Origin of the sequence: Spirosoma pollinicola (assembly GCF_002831565.1) — a bacterium.
In the GTDB taxonomy this organism is placed as follows: domain Bacteria; phylum Bacteroidota; class Bacteroidia; order Cytophagales; family Spirosomataceae; genus Spirosoma; species Spirosoma pollinicola.
In genome coordinates, this window is record NZ_CP025096.1 from 1,550,938 (window position 1) to 1,568,293 (window position 17,356).

Sequence of the window (17,356 nt, forward strand, 5' to 3'; positions counted from 1 at the left end):
GTAAGGTCAGGAGTTAAACTTCTTTAAAATTACACACGCATTCACGTCGCCAAAACCAAAGTTGGCCTTTGCCAGTACCTGAATGGGTTGCTCAATTAGTTGCTGGGGGATTTTTTTGGGTGCTATCAGATTCGAAACTTCTGGATGCAGGTCTTCGCAATTGATAGATGGGTAAATGAATCCTTCGTGCAATTCGAGCACGGCGGCCACACACTCGATGCTCCCGGCTGCGCTCAGGCAATGCCCAACCATTGCCTTGAGTGAATTTATATACGGAAAATCCGCTCCCCGCCGATCTAAGGCTTCGCACCAGGCGGTCACTTCAGCTGAGTCTTTTATGGTGGCCGTCAAATGGCCATCAATCACATCTATTTCGTTGGGTTGAATGCCTGCCTGCTCAATGGCTTGCTGAATGCATCGTTTTACGCCCAATGCATTAGGGGCTGTCATGGACCCACCTCCCCGCTGACCACCCGAATTCAAGTGTCCCCCCAGCACTTCAGCATAAATTGTTGCCTTGCGGCTCAGGGCAGATTCCAGCGATTCCAGTACCAGCGCCCCCGCACCACTGCCGGGCACAAAACCGCTTGCCGAAGCACTGAGTGGTCTTGATGCGCGTTCGGGAGCGTCATTAAATTGGTAGGGCGTAACGCGCATGGCATCGAAACCACCCCAGATATAAGGGCCGTGATCGCTGCAACTGCCAGCCAGCATCCGGGTTGCCTGACCGCTCGCAATGCGTTCGTAGGCCAGTAAAAGGGCCTCTGTGCCCGTTGCGCAGGCTGATGAATTGGCGGTTAGCTGATTGCCGCAACCAATCATACCACCTAGATAGGCACTGACGCCACTGGTCATTGTCTGCACAACGGTAGTACTGCCCAACCGCCTGACCTGCCCCTCATCGACCTTATATATAGACTCCCTGAACTTGTCGATTCCCAAAATACCGGTGCCAAACACAATGCCGCTGTCCCAGTCGGGTTGTTCGGCGGCAACAGACAGACCAGCATTGTGCCAAGCTTCCATGCCAGCAATGACACCGTAAATGATGCCACTGCTATTGAGCTGCCGAAGCTGTAAATCGGTAAAATATTTCTGTTTGATTTCTTCCGTAATGGGAGGAATGCCCCCAATCTGACATGAGAATTTTAACTCAGCCAGAATCGGTTGAAACGCAATACCGCTGCGACCGTGCTGAATAGCGTCTAAGAAAGAAGGGACGCCAACCCCATTGGGAGCTGCCACGCCAAGCCCGGTAATTACGACTCGTTTACGCATGATTGGTCGGTTTCATCATCCCCGAAATGGTGCCCCGGCAAACCAGTTCGCCCCGGCTGTTTAGCATCTCGACTTTACATTTTAACTTCTGGAATCGAAAATACTCTTTTGTTGACCGAACCGTGACGGTTTCTGTTGGGAAAACGGGTTTGTAGAAGTCAATTTGGGTAGCCGTCATAGCAACGGTATATTCGGTTGAAAGGGAATCATCCAGCAAAAAAATGCCCAGGCAAACTAAACCGATCTGGGCCATCACTTCGGTCAGAATAACGCCCGGCGTTACGGGTTTCTGTTTGAAATGACCCGCGTAAAAAGAGGAATCTTCGGGAAAGGTATAACTGCCTTCAACGCCGTTTTCGTCAATATGATGCAGGGCATCGACAAACAAAAAGGGTTTGCTATAGGGTAGCTTTTCGTAGATGTGCGTAAAATTCTGCAAGCGTATGCGTTTATTGAAGGTGTTCGCCCCCGTTTACCGGAATAACTGCGCCATTGATCCAGGCAGCTTCGTCTCTACATAACAAATAAACAACGTTGGCCACATCCTCGGGCGTGGTTAAACGCGAAAATGGGTTCCGTTGTTGACTATGCTCGCGTAAGGCATCGGCCCCCGGAATCAGTCGAAAAGAGGCTGTGTCTGTAACGCCCGCCATAATGCAGTTGGCCCGGATACCAAACGGTGCCATTTCTAGCGCAATACTGCGAGAGATAGCTTCCAGAGCGGCTTTAGCCGCCGAAACAGCCGCGTAGTTTTTCCAGGCTTTCTGGCTGCCCTCGCTCGTAAAGCTAATAATGCGTGCATCGGATGCAAATAGCCCGGCGGCCAGTAGCTCGTTCGTCCAGTCATATAAGCTGATCGCCATTGAGTCGATCGTTAGCTGAAAATCGTCATGCTGAAGTTGCCGTTGATTTTCGGCAATCATGGGCTTCAAATTTCCTTTGGCAATACTGTGAACGAGCGTTCTAACTTTTCCGACCTGACCCAGAACTTCTTTTAAAGCTGTAAGGACACTGGCCCGTTTTTCGGGGTTGGTTGCATCGACATTAAATTGTTTAAGTAAGACGCCTTCGGTTTCAATTTGCCTAAATGCCTGTTCGACTTCGGGCAAATCTACTTTTCGGGTGCGGTGAATGATGCACAGGTTCAAGCCATGGTTAGCCAGCTTTCTGGCGGTTGCCAGGCCTAAACCCGAGCTGCCGCCCAGAATAACTGCCCAATAGTCTCTGTGTGCAAATTCCTTTACCACCTCAATAAAACGCGTTGCGCTGTAAAACCCGGACCAAAACTTAGCATCAGACCATAATCGCCCTGGGCCAGAGGCCTGTCCATGAAGCGTTCCAGTACATACAGGACTGTGGCACTCGACATATTGCCATACAGCCGAAGGACTTCTTTTGTATCGTCTATATTCTTGCCCAGTTTGCCAAAAAGCTCCTGTACGACTTCCACAATTTTCCGTCCGCCGGGATGGAAAATCAGGTGCGAAATATCGTCTATGACAAGCCCGTTTTTTTCTAAAAACGGATGAACAATGGCCGGAAAATGTTCGGCAATATTGTCTGTTACGGCCTTATCCAGCACCATTTGCAAGCCACTGTTACGGAGGTTGAAACCCATCATGTGCGTGGCATCGTAAAAATGGTACATTTCTTCGGATACGACTTCCGGCCCTTTATCGTCTTCGTGCGAAGACAGCAAAACGCAGGCGGCTCCATCGCCAAAAATAGCCGCACTGACGATGTTCGCCATCGAGAAATCATCCAGCTGAAACGTAGCCGTTGGCGACTCGACAGCCAGTAAGGCCGCACGTTTGCCCGGGTTCGCCTTCAAAAAATTCTTCGCGTAAATGATTCCTGAAACGCCAGCTACACAGCCCATTTCCGTTACCGGCAATCGAACTACGTCCTGCTTCATTTGCAGGCTGTTAATCAGATAGGCATCCAGCGACGGAATCATAATGCCCGTGCAACTTACCGTAATCAGGAAATCAATATCGGTCGTTTTCCAGTTGACTTTTGCTAACGCTTTGGTCAGTACATCTTCACCCAGCTTTATACATTCGCGACTGTAGATGGCGTTTTTCTCCTGGAAAGATGTTTTTTCAAACACCTCTGTCGGCCCCATAATGGAGTAGCGCCGGTCAACGGCCGCATTCTCGAAAATCTTCTTCACTTTCCGTTGAAACCGGCTTTCCTGACCGTCCAGCCAAACGTCAAGAAACGGTAAAATATCGCTTGTGTCCCGCCAGTTTGCTGGTAAAGATTTTGCAACGGCCGCTATTTTTACACTCATATGCTTTTGATAATCCATTGATAGCGGAAAGCCCATCGCCAGTTAATCCGATAGGTTTTTACTTGTAATTGGTTTGAAAACGTAATTAATTCCTGCTTTTTAAATCCGCGCAAAATTGATGTTAACCCATCTTCTCTGGATAACGTATTGAGCTGAAAAACAAAGCAAACGAGTTGAAATAAACGATAGGCAAGAGCCGAACGTTGTAGGTCATTGATGACGACACCAATTTTAGCTTTTTTTACAAATAGCCCCATCAAATACAGAATTTCCTCATTAGTAAAGTGATGGAGGGTCAATGTACACAAGGCAATGTCATAGTCGACAGCGGCAAAGTGCTCATCGAATATATTAAGTGTGGCATAGTCAATATCGGGGTAGGCAACAGAACTGGCTTTTGCATGATTGACGGTATAAGCATTCGCATCAATACCACGTATACGAACCGTAAGCCCTTCCTGTTCGGCAAAATCAGCTACAGCCCGGCACATATCGCCGTTACCACAACCAATATCGACGATAGAAACCACACGTTCTTTAGGGTAATTTTTGAGGAGAATCTTGATACCATCGATGGTAACTCGATTACCACCCAACCATTGATTGATTGTCGCAATCTTATCCAACGCATCGCGCAGATCATCGCCAGCTAATGAAAAATCATCCAAAAACTCTTCTTTAGTGGTGCGATGAGTGGTACTTAAAAACATTCGGGTGCCTTTCTGGTGTATTAGATGGGTAATTTACTGATAAGTTATCTGGTAAACGAATTAGGTCAATAAGGGTTTACCATGTGTTTGTCGAATGATGTGTGGCAACACCCCCGGTGTCAGTCGCAGACTTTTTAATAATAGCGCCGTAATACCTGGCGACGTCAGAATCGACTGGGCAATCCGACCGGTTAACAGGCGGCTTTTAAACTCCGCCGACCAGTCCGATACATACTTTTTTTCCAGTTCAGAACGGTTGGCCAGCGTACCCTTAAAAAACGGAATGATCAATTCTGAAACCAGCTTGGCACTGTGAATGGCCATCGCCATGCCATTGCCGCATAGGGGGTGAATAAGGCCGGCCGTGTCACCGCACATCAGTATATGGTTTTCGACCGGATTTTTCCTGGCAAACGAGATTTGACTGATCGTTAAAGGTTTCTCAAATAGTGGAGTTGCCCTGGCGAAGAAATCGTTTAAGAATGGATTCTTTCGGAGAATGTGCTTCTGAAAGGCGTCTATGTTTTTAAACGGTTTAAAGCTCCGATAAGTAGTAAGGTAACAAGCGTTCACAACGCCATTTTCTACCTGAGACAGGCCGCAATAGCCACCATCAAAATTATGCAGGGCAACTAAATCGTTCGGAAACGGGGCTTGATAATGGGCTTTCACGCCCAGCCACGATGATTCCTGTTGAGCAAATGACCGATTTAACCGTTTGTCGAGTTGCGAGCGTTTGCCATAAGCACCAATTACGATCTTGGCGGTATATTTCGTCTCATCTGACGTACTTACCACGAAGGCATCGCGCTCGAATTGAACATCCGTCACGTCGGCTTGCCTGATGTCAGCGCCTGCCATACGGGCTGTGTTAGCTAAAAGCTGGTCGAGCGCGAAACGGCTTATACCAAAGCCACCCAAAGGCAACATGCTTTCGACTGTTTTGCCGGAAGCGGTACTGAGCAAAAATCGGTTTATGCGAGCGGGGGCCAACTCGTCGATTGCTACGCCAAGATACTGTAAATAGGGAAGTACTTCGTTCGATACATATTCACCGCACACTTTGTGTTGTGGGTAGACGTTCTTTTCGAGGAGTACCACATGCAGGTTTGCTTTGGCAAGGTGAATGCCTGCGGTCAAACCTGCCAGACCACCACCAATAATCAGTACATCAGCATTAACGGTTAGTCGGGGTGGTGTCATGGGTGATAAAACCTGCGTATATAGGAATAGGTTTTTTGAAATTCATTGTGTCGCTATAGAAAACGACTCTGGATAGTTCATGAATGTAAATTCATTGAATCAAAAACGAAAATTGATGTATCAAAAACGAAAAACAACTTTAGTTAAATTGAGTTAACTTATTGATAATCAGTAAAAAATAGTTACTGTTGATTTCGAAAGCTTTTGAACAATTCTCTAAATCATCTTATTTATAGTTCATCTAGATTTGATTCGAAGTTAACGGTTACCTGTTCCTTTCCCTCTGCTATGAATCAGAAACAACGCATCTTTTTTTGGTCTATAACAGCCGCATTAGGCGGTTTCCTTTTTGGCTTCGATACGGCGGTCATATCCGGTGTTGAGCAGTCACTTCAAACCTTGTGGCACCTCAATGTCTGGGAGCACGGCTTAACGGTTTCCATCGCGCTTATAGGCACCGTTATCGGTTCAATGCTGGGAGGAATTCCAACCCAGAAAATTGGGCGTAAACGAACATTATTCTGGATTGCCATCCTCTATTTAGTGGCTTCTATCGGTACGGCAATGTCTACCGGCTGGAGCGTTTTTCTCGTCTTCCGTTTTCTGGGTGGTTTAGGCGTAGGGGCTTCGTCCGTTGCGGCTCCCATGTATATCACCGAAATTTCGCCTGCTAAGTCTCGCGGCAAACTGGTGGGCCTGTTTCAGTTCAATGTAGTGCTGGGTATTCTGATTGCCTACTTGTCGAACTTCCTGTTGCAGGGCCTTGGCGACGATTCGTGGCGGTGGATGCTTGGTATTCAGGCCCTTCCCTCGCTTATTTTCCTGATTGCCGTATTGAATATTCCAGAAAGTCCACGCTGGTTGCTGCTCGTTAAGGGTAAAACTGCCGAGGCACTAGAGGTGTTGAACATGATTGATCCGGCCACCGCCGATCAAACACTGGTTGCTATTCAGCAAAGCAATTCTCACTCACAGGCATCGACCCGGTTGTTTTCGGGGCAATATAATACGCCCGTCATGCTGGCTGTTTTGTTTGCGGTTTTCAATCAGGTGTCGGGCATTAACGCTATTATTTATTACGCTCCCCGAATTTTTGAAATGACGGGCCTGGGCAAAAGTTCGGCTCTTCTCTCATCGGCGGGTATTGGGTTGGTAAACCTCATTTTTACCATGATCTCCATGAACCTCATTGACCGGTATGGCCGCCGTACGTTAATGAAAATTGGCTCGGTGGGGCTTATCCTTACGCTGGCGCTGGTGGCACGGGCATTTTATGTAGAAGATTTTAGCGGAATGACAGTACCACTCTTGCTGTTTGGTTATATTGCCTTCTTTGGCTTCTCGCAGGGAGCGGTTATCTGGGTATTTATTTCCGAAATTTTTCCGAATGAAGTTCGTTCCAGTGGTCAGGCGCTGGGGAGCTTTACACACTGGTTAATGGCTGCTATTATCACCTTCTCGTTTCCCTATTTTGCCGAACACTTTGGCGGGGGCAACACCTTCCTTTTCTTTACCATTATGATGGTATTGCAGTTACTCTTCGTTGTGCGACTCATGCCCGAAACAAAAGGCACCAGCCTGGAGCAAATTGAAAAAACATTTGTTGTCCACTAACTCTTTTCTGACCATGAACTCGATCATAACCTGTTTCGGAGAAACACTTTGGGATGTGTTACCCACCAGCAAACAGCCCGGCGGAGCACCCATGAACGTTGCAGCTGATCTACGTAATTTCGGCCTGGATGCCCGGATGATAACACGCGTTGGCAACGATGATCTTGGTCGCGAACTTCTCGACTTTATTGAACACAAAGGGCTTCCGCTCGATCTGGTTCAGACGGGACAAACGCACCTGACGGGCGTAGCTAAGGCCAATATCTCAGATACAAACGAGGTTACCTACAAGATTGTCCAACCGGTGGCCTGGGATTATATTCAGCTGGAGCCTAACCTGCTCGATGTTGTTAAACAAAGTGATTTCTTCGTGTATGGAAGCCTGGCTGCCCGTAGTCCTCAAACGCGCGAAACATTGCTGGCCCTGCTGGAAGTGGCTCCCAAAAAAGTTTTTGACGTAAACATTCGCGCTCCGCATTACGAACGGGCAACAGTTGAGGCACTTCTCCACCAGGCCGATATCGTGAAGTTAAATGAACATGAACTGGTGGAATTGTCGGGGTGGTATGGCGAAGAAAATGATCTACACCGGGCAATGCATCAGTTACGCGGTCATTTTAAACTCGAAAAATTAATCGTGACACTAGGTGAGCATGGCGCCGTACTGCTGGATAACGCCGGATTACATAGCCAACTGGGTTTCCCTGTTGAGGTAGCCGATACGATTGGTAGTGGCGATGCCTTTCTGGCGGCATTTCTTTACAAAACGCTGCAGGGTGAATCGCCGAAAAAGATACTGGAATTTGCCTGTGCTACGGGAGCCTTTGTGGCTACCCAACAGGGGGCAACACCAGCTTTTACTGAGGATACTATTGTGCGTCAAATCATTGGGATTGGTTAATTGGTGGAGTAATTGATTGGTTATTGGTGAAGTGGAGTTTTTAGTTTTTGTGTCATTAACCAATTAACTGATCAACCACTCCACCAATAATTAAAAATAATACAAGTAGAGTACCGGGCTCTTATCGGCCCTATTAGGTTGGTAATATAGTTTACTGTGGGGGGCGGCCATCCGTGGCTGACTCCCCACTGTACCTTCCCGATCTCATCATTTACAATCGATTCATTGTGCAAAAAATAGTCAGAATTATTGCCCTGCTGGCCTTGATAGCGTGTCATGCGCATGGTCAATCAACGAAAGCCGGCATCAAGCCGGAGTTGTATCGCCCCCTGTATCACTTCACACCTAAGGCCCATTGGATGAACGACCCCAATGGCATGGTGTACTACAAGGGGACCTATCATCTGTTTTTTCAATATTACCCAGATGCTACCGTCTGGGGACCTATGCACTGGGGACATGCTACCAGCAAAGATATGGTGCGCTGGCAGGAGCAACCCATTGCTTTATACCCTGATAGTTTAGGCTGGATTTTCTCGGGTAGTGCCGTTGTTGATGTTAACAACACCAGTGGTTTTGGTAAGAATGGGCAAACACCATTGGTCGCCATTTTTACGCACCACAATTCAACATTAGAAAAAGCAAAATCAGATAAGTTTCAATACCAAAGTCTGGCGTATAGCCTTGACGAAGGTAAAACCTGGACGAAATATGCCGGGAATCCGGTTCTGCAAAACCCCGGCATTACTGATTTTCGGGACCCTAAAGTGCGTTGGTTTGAACCGCAGAAAAAGTGGATTATGACCCTTGCCACTAAAGACCGTATCACGTTTTACTCCTCGCCAAACCTGAAGAACTGGACACGCGAAAGTGATTTTGGCAGTAACCTGGGGGCTCACGGGGGTGTGTGGGAGTGCCCTGATTTGTTCCCATTGACGTATAACGGGAGACAGGCATGGGTGTTACTCGTTAGTATTAATCCCGGTGGCCCCAACGGAGGCTCGGCTACTCAATACTTTGTGGGCGATTTTGATGGTAAAAACTTCAAGCCGTATTCTACTAAAACCAAATGGATGGATTATGGAACAGACAATTACGCGGGTGTAACATTTGCCAATACAGGCAACCGGACTATTCTGATGGGATGGATGAGCAACTGGCAGTATGCACGCGATGTGCCTACAGTTGCCTGGCGCAGTGCCACGACTGTACCACGCGAACTTGGCCTCGCAGAGGTCAATAAAGAACTGTTGCTCACATCCAAACCAATAAAAGAACTGGATGTTCTGGATGGTCAGGGCTTCTCGTTGAAAAACCTGCCCGTTAAAGGTCAGTATGATTTGACCGCCAAAACTAAAAATGAAACAGGCTTATTCAAGCTTGACCTGTCGACTCAAAATACGAATGATTTTTCAATCGTGCTGGCCAACGACAAGGGCAACGAATTGGTAGTCGGCTACGACAAAAGCGCAAACGTATTTTATATAGATCGCAGCCGTTCTGGAAAAACTGACTTTGAGAAAGGATTTGCCGGTCGTCACACGGCTCCGCGATCGGCTGTAGCTACCAAAATTTCGCTCACACTTCTTGTTGATGCAGCCTCTGTCGAGTTATTCGCCGACAATGGACTTAGCGTCATGACCGATATATTTTTTCCGGAAAAGGATATGACCCGGCTGTCTGTTAAGTCGGCAAAAGGCGTAACTATTTCCAGTATGAACTACACAAAGATAACAGCCGGAAGTAAGGCCGGTCAGTAAAGAGTTTACCTATGATAAACGTGATGAGTACCGGTGCTGGCTTGTGTTGACATAAAGCCAGGTCGGATGTAAACAAAAACGGTGTCGAGAAATCTCGACACCGTTTTTGTTTTTAAATGCTTATATAAACAGGCTGAGGAACAACAACGATTTCCACCTGATCCAGTTCGTTTTGTTGGCGTAAGTCCTGCGCGATTTTAGTGATCTGATTGCCAAGTTTACCCTGGTCTTCTATACTGGACCGATTGTATATATTCTGTCGAACAGACTCCCAATAGAAAAGCTCTGTCTTAGCATCATAAATGCCAATTGGTGTGTGTTTTTCCAGAGTAAAGAGGTGTTCCAGAACCGAATCGGCTTCGTGGTGTGTCTTACAATGGATATGTTGATACTGCTCTGAAAGCAGATAGATTACAGAAAAACGATTCATGATCTGTTTTAGATTAAGTTACGGAAATGTTGTTTAAGGTTACTAAAGATTTTCTTTCTTTCTGTATATGTCGGTTTCATAAATTATCTGACCAATTTATAGTATTAATGAACGAAGGATAATTTTAGTAGTTTCGTTACTATTCATGTAACGACTTATATAGACTTAATTGTTTGACTGTACAAATAGGATTAAAGCAGTTTTTCTCCCTCTATTCTATCAATATTTATTGAAAGGTTATTTTTATAGTTGCTTTCGAAGAGACACAAATAAATAGAATACATAGTATTACCAACTTATGGGTAAGTATTCTTCAACTAGAGCGTATCTGTTAATTGCAAACATGTGCAGTCGTAATTATTTGCCTAAGTTACTATAATTATATTATATATATAAATAGTTTATGAATTGTTATTTTAGTTAACTATGCATTGAGCTATTTAGTAGACCACATATTCATTTAAATAAAATTAACACAGGTTATCGACGGAGAAGTATTGATAAATTGATTTAAAAGAAAGTATAAACATATATTTGAATAATTATTAATCTTTGGTTTTAAGGTCTTCTTAAAATACTATTTTTTGCCAACTGGTGGGAATCCCAGCCCATGTATCAAGTACTATGGCATGAAAATATACCAGATTATATGTACTCTTCTTTTATCGATTAGTATGCACTGGGCTGTCTTTGCGCAGCCTGATGCCGACTTTTATAAATCAACAGCCCGGCAACCCACCAGCGGAGTAGGGTTTAGAGTTGGGCTTAACTATTCAAAGCCAGCCGTTACGTCTGCAGTAGTAGTGGCCAGTCCTTCGACAGCAACTTCATATCTGGGTGGGGTTGAGCCTCAATTCGGGTATTATATTGGTGCGTACTTGTACCATGATTTGAGACCAAATCAGTTTACTTTTCGCTTGGATGCGACCGTGCAGGCACAAGTTGCCAGAGCAGCCTATAACGGCAAAACAGTAGCCAATCCCAGTTATTATTATCTTGGTATGACGCCACTTGTGGGGTTACACTTAACCAATAATTTAACGATTTATACGGGTCCTGAAGTAAATTTACAGGTAGCCAGACGAGGTTCCTGGGGCAAGGGGTATCCTCTGGAAGTAGGTGTAAATATGCGCTTTACGTACTCGTTTGGCCGATTTGGGGCTGAAGTAGGATACTTCAGAGGGTTCACCAAAATTGATCGCTTTGAACTATATAATCTACCCGGCGGTCCTGCCATCAATGATATTTACAATCAAAATATGCAGGCAGGGATATTGTATAAGCTGGGCCGATAAACAAGTGTAGTATGTTTCGATTTTTAGCAGGCATCGCTCTGTCACTAGTACCACAATTGGTACAAGCTCAGGAAACAGTTTATAGCTTGATACCTGACTCCACCCAGGCACGTGTTGCGCCTGTTTCGCGGGCCAGACAACTCGTTAAAGCAGGTATTGGCCTGCCCCTTTTCCGACAAAGTTCGGTTTCTCCTCCTTTTAAAACGCTGGGGCTCGATGTGACGCTGGAGCGTAAAATCGCCAGTGGCTTAGCCGTCGTTGTCGGTCTGGAAACTCAATATAGCTTTAGTCAATATGCCCAGCTCTACACTGTGGAGTTGCCTATAGGTCTACGCTATTATTTTTCGGTTGGGAAAAAGATGAAGCAACGCAATGACCCACACGGATTTTTCAGTTATTATGTGTCCCTGCAAACGCACAACGCCTTGTTTTCGAGCTTGTTTTATGACACACCTAATCCAAATGTTCAGCGGTATCATAGAGGTCAGATTTTGGATCACGACACCAATGTTGGCAAGTATGACGAGGCTTTCAATATGATGCAACATGCCTATTTCCAGATAGGCTCACAATTTAAATTGTCTGGAAATGCTTATCTGGATATAAACGCTGCCCTTCCAATTCGTAAACTGGTCTATACTAAATCAGACTACACGCTGGCAACTCCTGCGTACATCAACATCAAATACGGCATTGCCTGGCCAAAATAAAAGGCAAACTCGTAGCTACCGGCAAATCTGTAACCCTCAGTTAGCTGCTTTTCCTGACCAGCGGAAAATGTATGTAGAAATAATTTAGTGCAAGGTGATCACTTCATTACAGCCAGTTCTTTCCTGACCACCGGGGCTACCTTCGTACCGAACAGTTCAATGGCATGCAACACTTTGTGGTGTGGTAAATCGTGCCCGCCAATCAATTGAGCCAGATAACGGGTATTCTGGAACAACTCATGGAAATGCAGAATCTTGTCGATCATCTGTTGCGGACTACCCACCAGCAAAGGCCCATACTGGCGCATTGCCTCGAACTGCGCCCTGTCTAACGGAGCCCATCCCCGCTCCCGACCAACCCGATTCATCATAGCCTGGTAGGTCGGAAAAAGATCATCTGCTGCCTGTTGCGACTGGTCGGCCACAAAAAAATGGGAGTTGATCGCCAAGGGTAATTGACTGACATCGTGCCCGGCATCCTGAGCCGCCTGTCGATATAGATTAACGAAAGGGACAAACCGTTCAGGGCTTCCGCCAAGCAAGGCCAGTGTCATGGGAATATTCATTTTCCCCGCCCGAACCGCCGAGGCTGGTGTGCCGCCAACAGCCAGCCAGATGGGGATCTGAGGCTGTAATGGGCGAGGATACACACCTAAATTGGCTATGGAGGCCCGATGTTTTCCCTGCCAGCTTACCAGTTCCTGTTGGTTGATCTTAAGCAGCAAATCCAGCTTCTCGGTGAATAACTCATTATAATCGTCCAAGTCATAGCCAAACAACGGAAACGATTCGATGAAAGACCCACGGCCAGCCATAATTTCGGCCCGCCCATTGGAGATTAAGTCCAGAGAGGCAAAGTTTTGAAACACACGTACCGGATCAGCCGAACTAAGTACCGTTACGGAGCTGGACAACCGTATGTTTTTGGTCAGGGGGGCTGCTGCGGCCAGGATAATTTCGGGAGCAGAGACCACATAATCGGGCCTATGGTGCTCGCCAAGAGCATATACGTCCAGCCCCACCTCGTCGGCCAGTTTTATTTCTTCCAGCAGTTGCTGCACCCGCTTATGCGCATTGATAGCCTTCCCGGCTACGCCATCGGGCTGGACTTCGCCAAAGCTACTGATTCCTAATTCCATGCTTACTCGATGCTAAAGAATTGATGCTGATATTGAGTACTTTAAGCCTTTCCCACAAAAAAATAAAGCACACGGATGACACAGATTAAACGGATTTTCACAGAAAAAATCTGTAAACGGGAGGGTTTTTGTGGAAATCCATTCAATCTGTGTCATCCGTGTGCCATTTTTAGTCATTACTGGCTGAATCCAGTTTTTATAAGAAAGACCTCTCAGCCTACTATAATACCTAGAATTTTATTTTAATGGATCAGATACTTTGGGTTAAAACTTATAAATCTTCCGAAAAACTAATCACGTAGCGTCTTCGGTTTTATTAACTTTATGCCTAAGAAAGTTTAGAAGATAAGGTATTGACAAACGATTTAGTAACAATCGGCGAGTTATTCGAATTGCTTGCTAAAGCCACTCGTGATGCTGTTTGGCATTGGGATCTGGAAGCTAATACGGTATGGTGGAATGAAGGGTTTACGACGCTGTTTGGCTACGAAATTCTGACCAACGAAAGTGATCCTGCATCCTGGTATGACAACATCCACCCTGATGATAAAGAACGAACACTTGCCAGCATCCATACTGTTATAGATGGAGGTGGAAAAAACTGGTCGGCAGAGTACCGGTTTCGTCGGGCAGATGGCACCTTTGCTACCGTTTATGACCGGGGCTATATTTTACACCGGGAAAGCCAGGCTATCCGAATGGTTGGTGCCATGCAGGATGTAACCGAGCGGGTAGCTTTGCAGCAGGCACGGGATGAAAGCGAAGAGCGACTACGGTTTGCGCTGGAATCGGCCCAAATGGGTACCTGGGAATTTGATCCTGTCCAGAATGTTGCCCGATGGGATGAGCGAAGCGAAAAGTTGCTGGGCTGGGTTAAAGGCGATTTAAGTTATGAGGATTCATTAAAAAATATCCATCCCGATGATCGGGAACGGGTCAATGCGGCTGTGCAATGGGCGTTGAATCCAAAATCGGGCGGCAGGTATAACACAAGTTTCAGAACCATTGGAGCCGACGATGGAAAACTGCGTTGGGTGCGCTTTATTGGTCAGACATACTTTACGGAAGCGGGAGTGGCTTATCGTTTTTCCGGCGTAGCGCAGGAAATTACGGCTGAAGTAGTTGCTCGCGAGAAAGCAAGTTTAGCGGAGCAACAGGCTCGAATAGCCATTGAAGGCTCTGGCTCTGGCTCGTTTTCCATCGATATTGATTCCAACGAGATGCTGTACTCACCATCTCTTGCCCGAATCTTTACGGGCGACGAAACGCGCGGTGTAACCCGTGATGTATTTGTCGAGCACCTTCATCCCGACGATCGTTCTGCTCGGGAACAGGCCTATGTCAATGCCGCTACAACAAACACGATAAATTATGAAGCTCGCTTTATCTGGTCGGATAACTCGGTGCATTGGGTTAAAGTAATTGGGCAATACTTGTTCAATTCAGACGGTAAACCCACAACATTATCGGGGATTGCGCTGGATATTACCGAGCAGAAAGAACAGAAAAAGGCCCTCTCAGAGAGTGATGCTTTGTTTCGCAACATCACCAATGCATCAACGGCGGCTTTGTGGATTACCAACGAAGATTCGGCAGTTACCTATGTCAGTCAGAAATGGATTGAGTGGACCGGGGCCCCGCTCGAAAAGCACCTCGGAAACGGTTGGTTACACTATGTTACGGCTTCTGACAGACAACGGGCTTCTGAAAGTTTGCTAGCCGATTTTCGCGCGTTTCGCTATCATGAAAGCCAGTTCCGGGTGGAGCATATAAACGGTACCAAGCGCTGGGTGGTTTGTACGGGTACACCACAATATACTGCTGATGGTGAATTTTCCGGCTACGTTGGTGCTATTCTGGACATTAGTGACCGGGTTGAAGCAGAAGAGAGACTACGTACTAGTGAGGAGCGATTTCGGAATATGATCAACCAGGCTCCTGTGGCCATTGGTATTCTGAACGGTCGGAACATGCGAGTTGAAACGGCTAATCTCCCCATGCTGGAAATTTGGGGGAAAAGTGCGTCGATTATTGGGCTTCCATTGTTAAAAGCCCTTCCGGAAATAGAAGACCAGGGGTTTATGGAGCTACTTGAGCATGTCTATGACTCGGGCAACGCCCACTATGGATTTGAAACCCTGGCGCGGCTTCATCGAAAAGGAAAGCTGGAAGAAGCTTATTTTAACTTTGTCTATGCACCTGTACGTGACGATTCCGATACAATTAGTGGTGTTATTGTCGTGGCTACGGAAGTGAGCCAACAGGTAAAAGCTAAAATTGCCCTTCAGGAAAGCGAACAACGGTTTCGTAATCTGATTGAAGAGGCTCCCGTAGCTACAAGCCTGTTTGTGGGTCGTGACCTGATCATCGACATGCCAAACGAAGCTATTATCAAGTTTTGGGGTAAGGGCAATGGGGTTATTGGTAAACCGCTTCGCGAGGCTCTTCCCGAATTACAGGGGCAGTCATTTCTCGAAATTCTCGATGACATATATACGACGGGCAATGAATATAGTGCCCAGGAAGCCAGAGCCGATCTGGTTGTAGACGGGCAGTTGAGAACATTCTATTTTAACTTTACGTATAAGCCGCTACGAAATGCCGCCGGGGAGATATACGCCATTCTTGATATGGCAATTGATGTTACAGATCAGGTTGTAGCTCGCCGTGCTATCGAGGAAAGTGAATTGCGTTTCCGTACCCTGATGGAAGCTATTGCCCAGATGACCTGGACAAATACCCCCCAGGGTGATATGAATTTTTATAATCAACGCTGGTACAAGTATACCGGGCTTGATTTTGACCAAAGCAAAGGCTTCGGCTGGCAGGATGTTGTACATCCCGACGACCTCCCGATTACGCTGGAAGCCTATAAACGGTCACTCACAAGCGGCAGTGTTTTCGTAGTTGAAAATAGGTATCGTCGTGGGTCAGATGGGATGTATCGCTGGCATTTGAATCGAGCCATCCCTATTCGGGATGAAGCGGGTGAGATTACTTTATGGGTAGGTTCAGCCACCGATATTCATGAACAAAAACTACTGGCCGCGAACCTGGAAGAGCAGGTTTTGGCTCGTACCAAAGAGCTAGAGGCTTCAAACTATGACCTGCGTCGTTCAAATGAGAACCTGGAAAAGTTCGCGTATATCGCTAGCCACGATTTGCAGGAACCACTACGAAAAATACAGTCATTTGGCGATATTCTGAAAAGTCAGCATGCCAGTCAATTGGGTGAGGGTGTAAACTACCTGGAGCGGATGCAGATTGCAGCCGGGCGTATGTCATTGCTAATCAAAGATTTACTTGCATTCTCTCGTATTTCTACCCGGCAGGAAACAGCTGCTCCGGTAGCGTTGAATAACATCGTGAACGAAGTGCTGGACGATCTGGAAGTTGCTATACAACAGGCCGCCGGACAGGTTGTTGTCGAGGAATTACCTACCATTTTAGGCGATGAATCACAATTGCGGCAACTATTTCAAAACCTGCTAAGTAATGCGTTGAAATTTAAAAGGGAGGGAGTTACGCCATATATTCAGGTTCATAGCGAGCGTATTGCGGCTAACGATTTACCACCCTCTGTGCGGCCACCCCGTTCAGCAGCGGCTTATTACTGTATCCGTGTTATTGATAATGGCATTGGTTTCGACGAAAAATACATTGATCGTATTTTTCAGGTTTTCCAACGACTACATAGCCGCAATGAATATGCCGGGACGGGCATTGGACTGGCCGTTTGTGAGAAAGTAGTTGCCAATCACGGGGGAACCATAACGGCTGTTAGTCAGCCGGGACAGGGAGCTACATTTTTGATCTACTTCCCTGTGAATGAGTAGTATTTACTCAAGTAGGCAAAGGATTGGAGCATACCTTATAGATGGGTATCATTGGTAATCAAAAAGGATTATAACCACAGAGACGGTCCGCCGTTGCGGCACAGAGGTTAAATGGGGCTTTTTTTACCCTTCCAAACCTCTGTGCCGAAACGGCGGACCGTCTCTGTGGTTATAATCCTTTTGTTAA

At 46.5% G+C, this 17,356-nt stretch carries 14 protein-coding genes; 6 read left to right on the plus strand and 8 right to left on the minus strand.

Going from position 1 to position 17,356, the window contains the following annotated elements; genetic code table 11:
• Positions 1–6: 6 nt before the first annotated feature.
• From CWM47_RS06605 to CWM47_RS06630, 6 genes are read right to left on the minus strand one after another with little or no spacing between them, the layout of a single operon-like run.
• Positions 7–1,278: a beta-ketoacyl-[acyl-carrier-protein] synthase family protein gene (locus tag CWM47_RS06605; protein ID WP_100987234.1), complete on the minus strand. Its 1,272-nt coding sequence runs from the start codon at positions 1,276–1,278 to the stop codon at positions 7–9.
• Positions 1,271–1,717: a 3-hydroxyacyl-ACP dehydratase FabZ family protein gene (locus CWM47_RS06610; protein WP_100987235.1), complete on the minus strand. Its 447-nt coding sequence runs from the start codon at positions 1,715–1,717 to the stop codon at positions 1,271–1,273. The genes CWM47_RS06605 and CWM47_RS06610 overlap by 8 nt, the downstream gene beginning before the upstream one ends.
• Before the next feature lie 10 nt (positions 1,718–1,727).
• The gene (locus tag CWM47_RS06615; RefSeq protein WP_100987236.1) at positions 1,728–2,525 is read right to left on the minus strand and encodes an SDR family oxidoreductase; all 798 of its coding nucleotides are present in this window, start codon (positions 2,523–2,525) and stop codon (positions 1,728–1,730) included.
• Positions 2,519–3,571, minus strand: a complete 1,053-nt coding sequence (locus CWM47_RS06620) for a type III polyketide synthase (RefSeq protein ID WP_100993762.1) — start codon at positions 3,569–3,571, stop codon at positions 2,519–2,521. Before CWM47_RS06620 ends, CWM47_RS06615 begins: the two co-directional genes overlap by 7 nt.
• A complete protein-coding gene (locus tag CWM47_RS06625; RefSeq protein WP_100987237.1) occupies positions 3,568–4,281 on the minus strand; it encodes a methyltransferase domain-containing protein in 714 nt (237 codons plus the stop codon). The genes CWM47_RS06620 and CWM47_RS06625 overlap by 4 nt, the downstream gene beginning before the upstream one ends.
• A gap of 60 nt (positions 4,282–4,341) precedes the next feature.
• Positions 4,342–5,484, minus strand: coding sequence for an NAD(P)/FAD-dependent oxidoreductase (locus CWM47_RS06630; protein WP_100987238.1), 1,143 nt, complete (start codon positions 5,482–5,484; stop codon positions 4,342–4,344).
• Between the two features lie 288 nt (positions 5,485–5,772).
• On the opposite strand from CWM47_RS06630, the gene CWM47_RS06635 reads away from it, so the two are divergent.
• From CWM47_RS06635 to CWM47_RS06645, 3 genes are all read left to right on the plus strand, one after another.
• Positions 5,773–7,098: a sugar porter family MFS transporter gene (locus CWM47_RS06635; protein ID WP_100987239.1), complete on the plus strand. Its 1,326-nt coding sequence runs from the start codon at positions 5,773–5,775 to the stop codon at positions 7,096–7,098.
• Positions 7,099–7,111: 13 nt separating this feature from the next.
• Complete coding sequence (locus CWM47_RS06640) at positions 7,112–7,999, plus strand: carbohydrate kinase family protein (protein WP_100987240.1); 888 nt, start codon at positions 7,112–7,114, stop codon at positions 7,997–7,999.
• Positions 8,000–8,226: 227 nt separating this feature from the next.
• Positions 8,227–9,759 (plus strand): glycoside hydrolase family 32 protein, encoded by a 1,533-nt coding sequence (locus CWM47_RS06645; RefSeq protein ID WP_100993763.1) that lies wholly within the window; start codon positions 8,227–8,229, stop codon positions 9,757–9,759.
• 112 nt (positions 9,760–9,871) lie between these two features.
• Here the strand turns inward: CWM47_RS06645 and CWM47_RS06650 are convergent, their stop codons facing one another.
• Positions 9,872–10,189 carry a hypothetical protein gene (locus tag CWM47_RS06650; RefSeq protein WP_100987241.1) on the minus strand — a complete coding sequence of 106 codons (318 nt, stop codon included), beginning with the start codon at positions 10,187–10,189 and terminating at the stop codon, positions 9,872–9,874.
• Between the two features lie 674 nt (positions 10,190–10,863).
• Between CWM47_RS06650 and CWM47_RS06655 the strand changes: the two genes are divergently transcribed.
• Together CWM47_RS06655 and CWM47_RS06660 are read left to right on the plus strand one after the other, a co-directional pair.
• The gene (locus CWM47_RS06655) at positions 10,864–11,484 is read left to right on the plus strand and encodes a hypothetical protein (protein WP_100987242.1); all 621 of its coding nucleotides are present in this window, start codon (positions 10,864–10,866) and stop codon (positions 11,482–11,484) included.
• A gap of 11 nt (positions 11,485–11,495) precedes the next feature.
• Positions 11,496–12,194, plus strand: a complete 699-nt coding sequence (locus CWM47_RS06660) for a hypothetical protein (RefSeq protein WP_100987243.1) — start codon at positions 11,496–11,498, stop codon at positions 12,192–12,194.
• A gap of 98 nt (positions 12,195–12,292) precedes the next feature.
• Here CWM47_RS06660 and CWM47_RS06665 read toward each other — a convergent pair whose 3' ends face one another.
• Positions 12,293–13,333 (minus strand): Atu2307/SP_0267 family LLM class monooxygenase, encoded by a 1,041-nt coding sequence (locus tag CWM47_RS06665; protein ID WP_100987244.1) that lies wholly within the window; start codon positions 13,331–13,333, stop codon positions 12,293–12,295.
• A gap of 353 nt (positions 13,334–13,686) precedes the next feature.
• Here CWM47_RS06665 and CWM47_RS06670 point away from each other — a divergent pair, with 353 nt between their 5' ends.
• The gene (locus tag CWM47_RS06670) at positions 13,687–17,169 is read left to right on the plus strand and encodes a PAS domain S-box protein (protein ID WP_100987245.1); all 3,483 of its coding nucleotides are present in this window, start codon (positions 13,687–13,689) and stop codon (positions 17,167–17,169) included.
• The last annotated feature ends 187 nt before the right edge of the window (positions 17,170–17,356 follow it).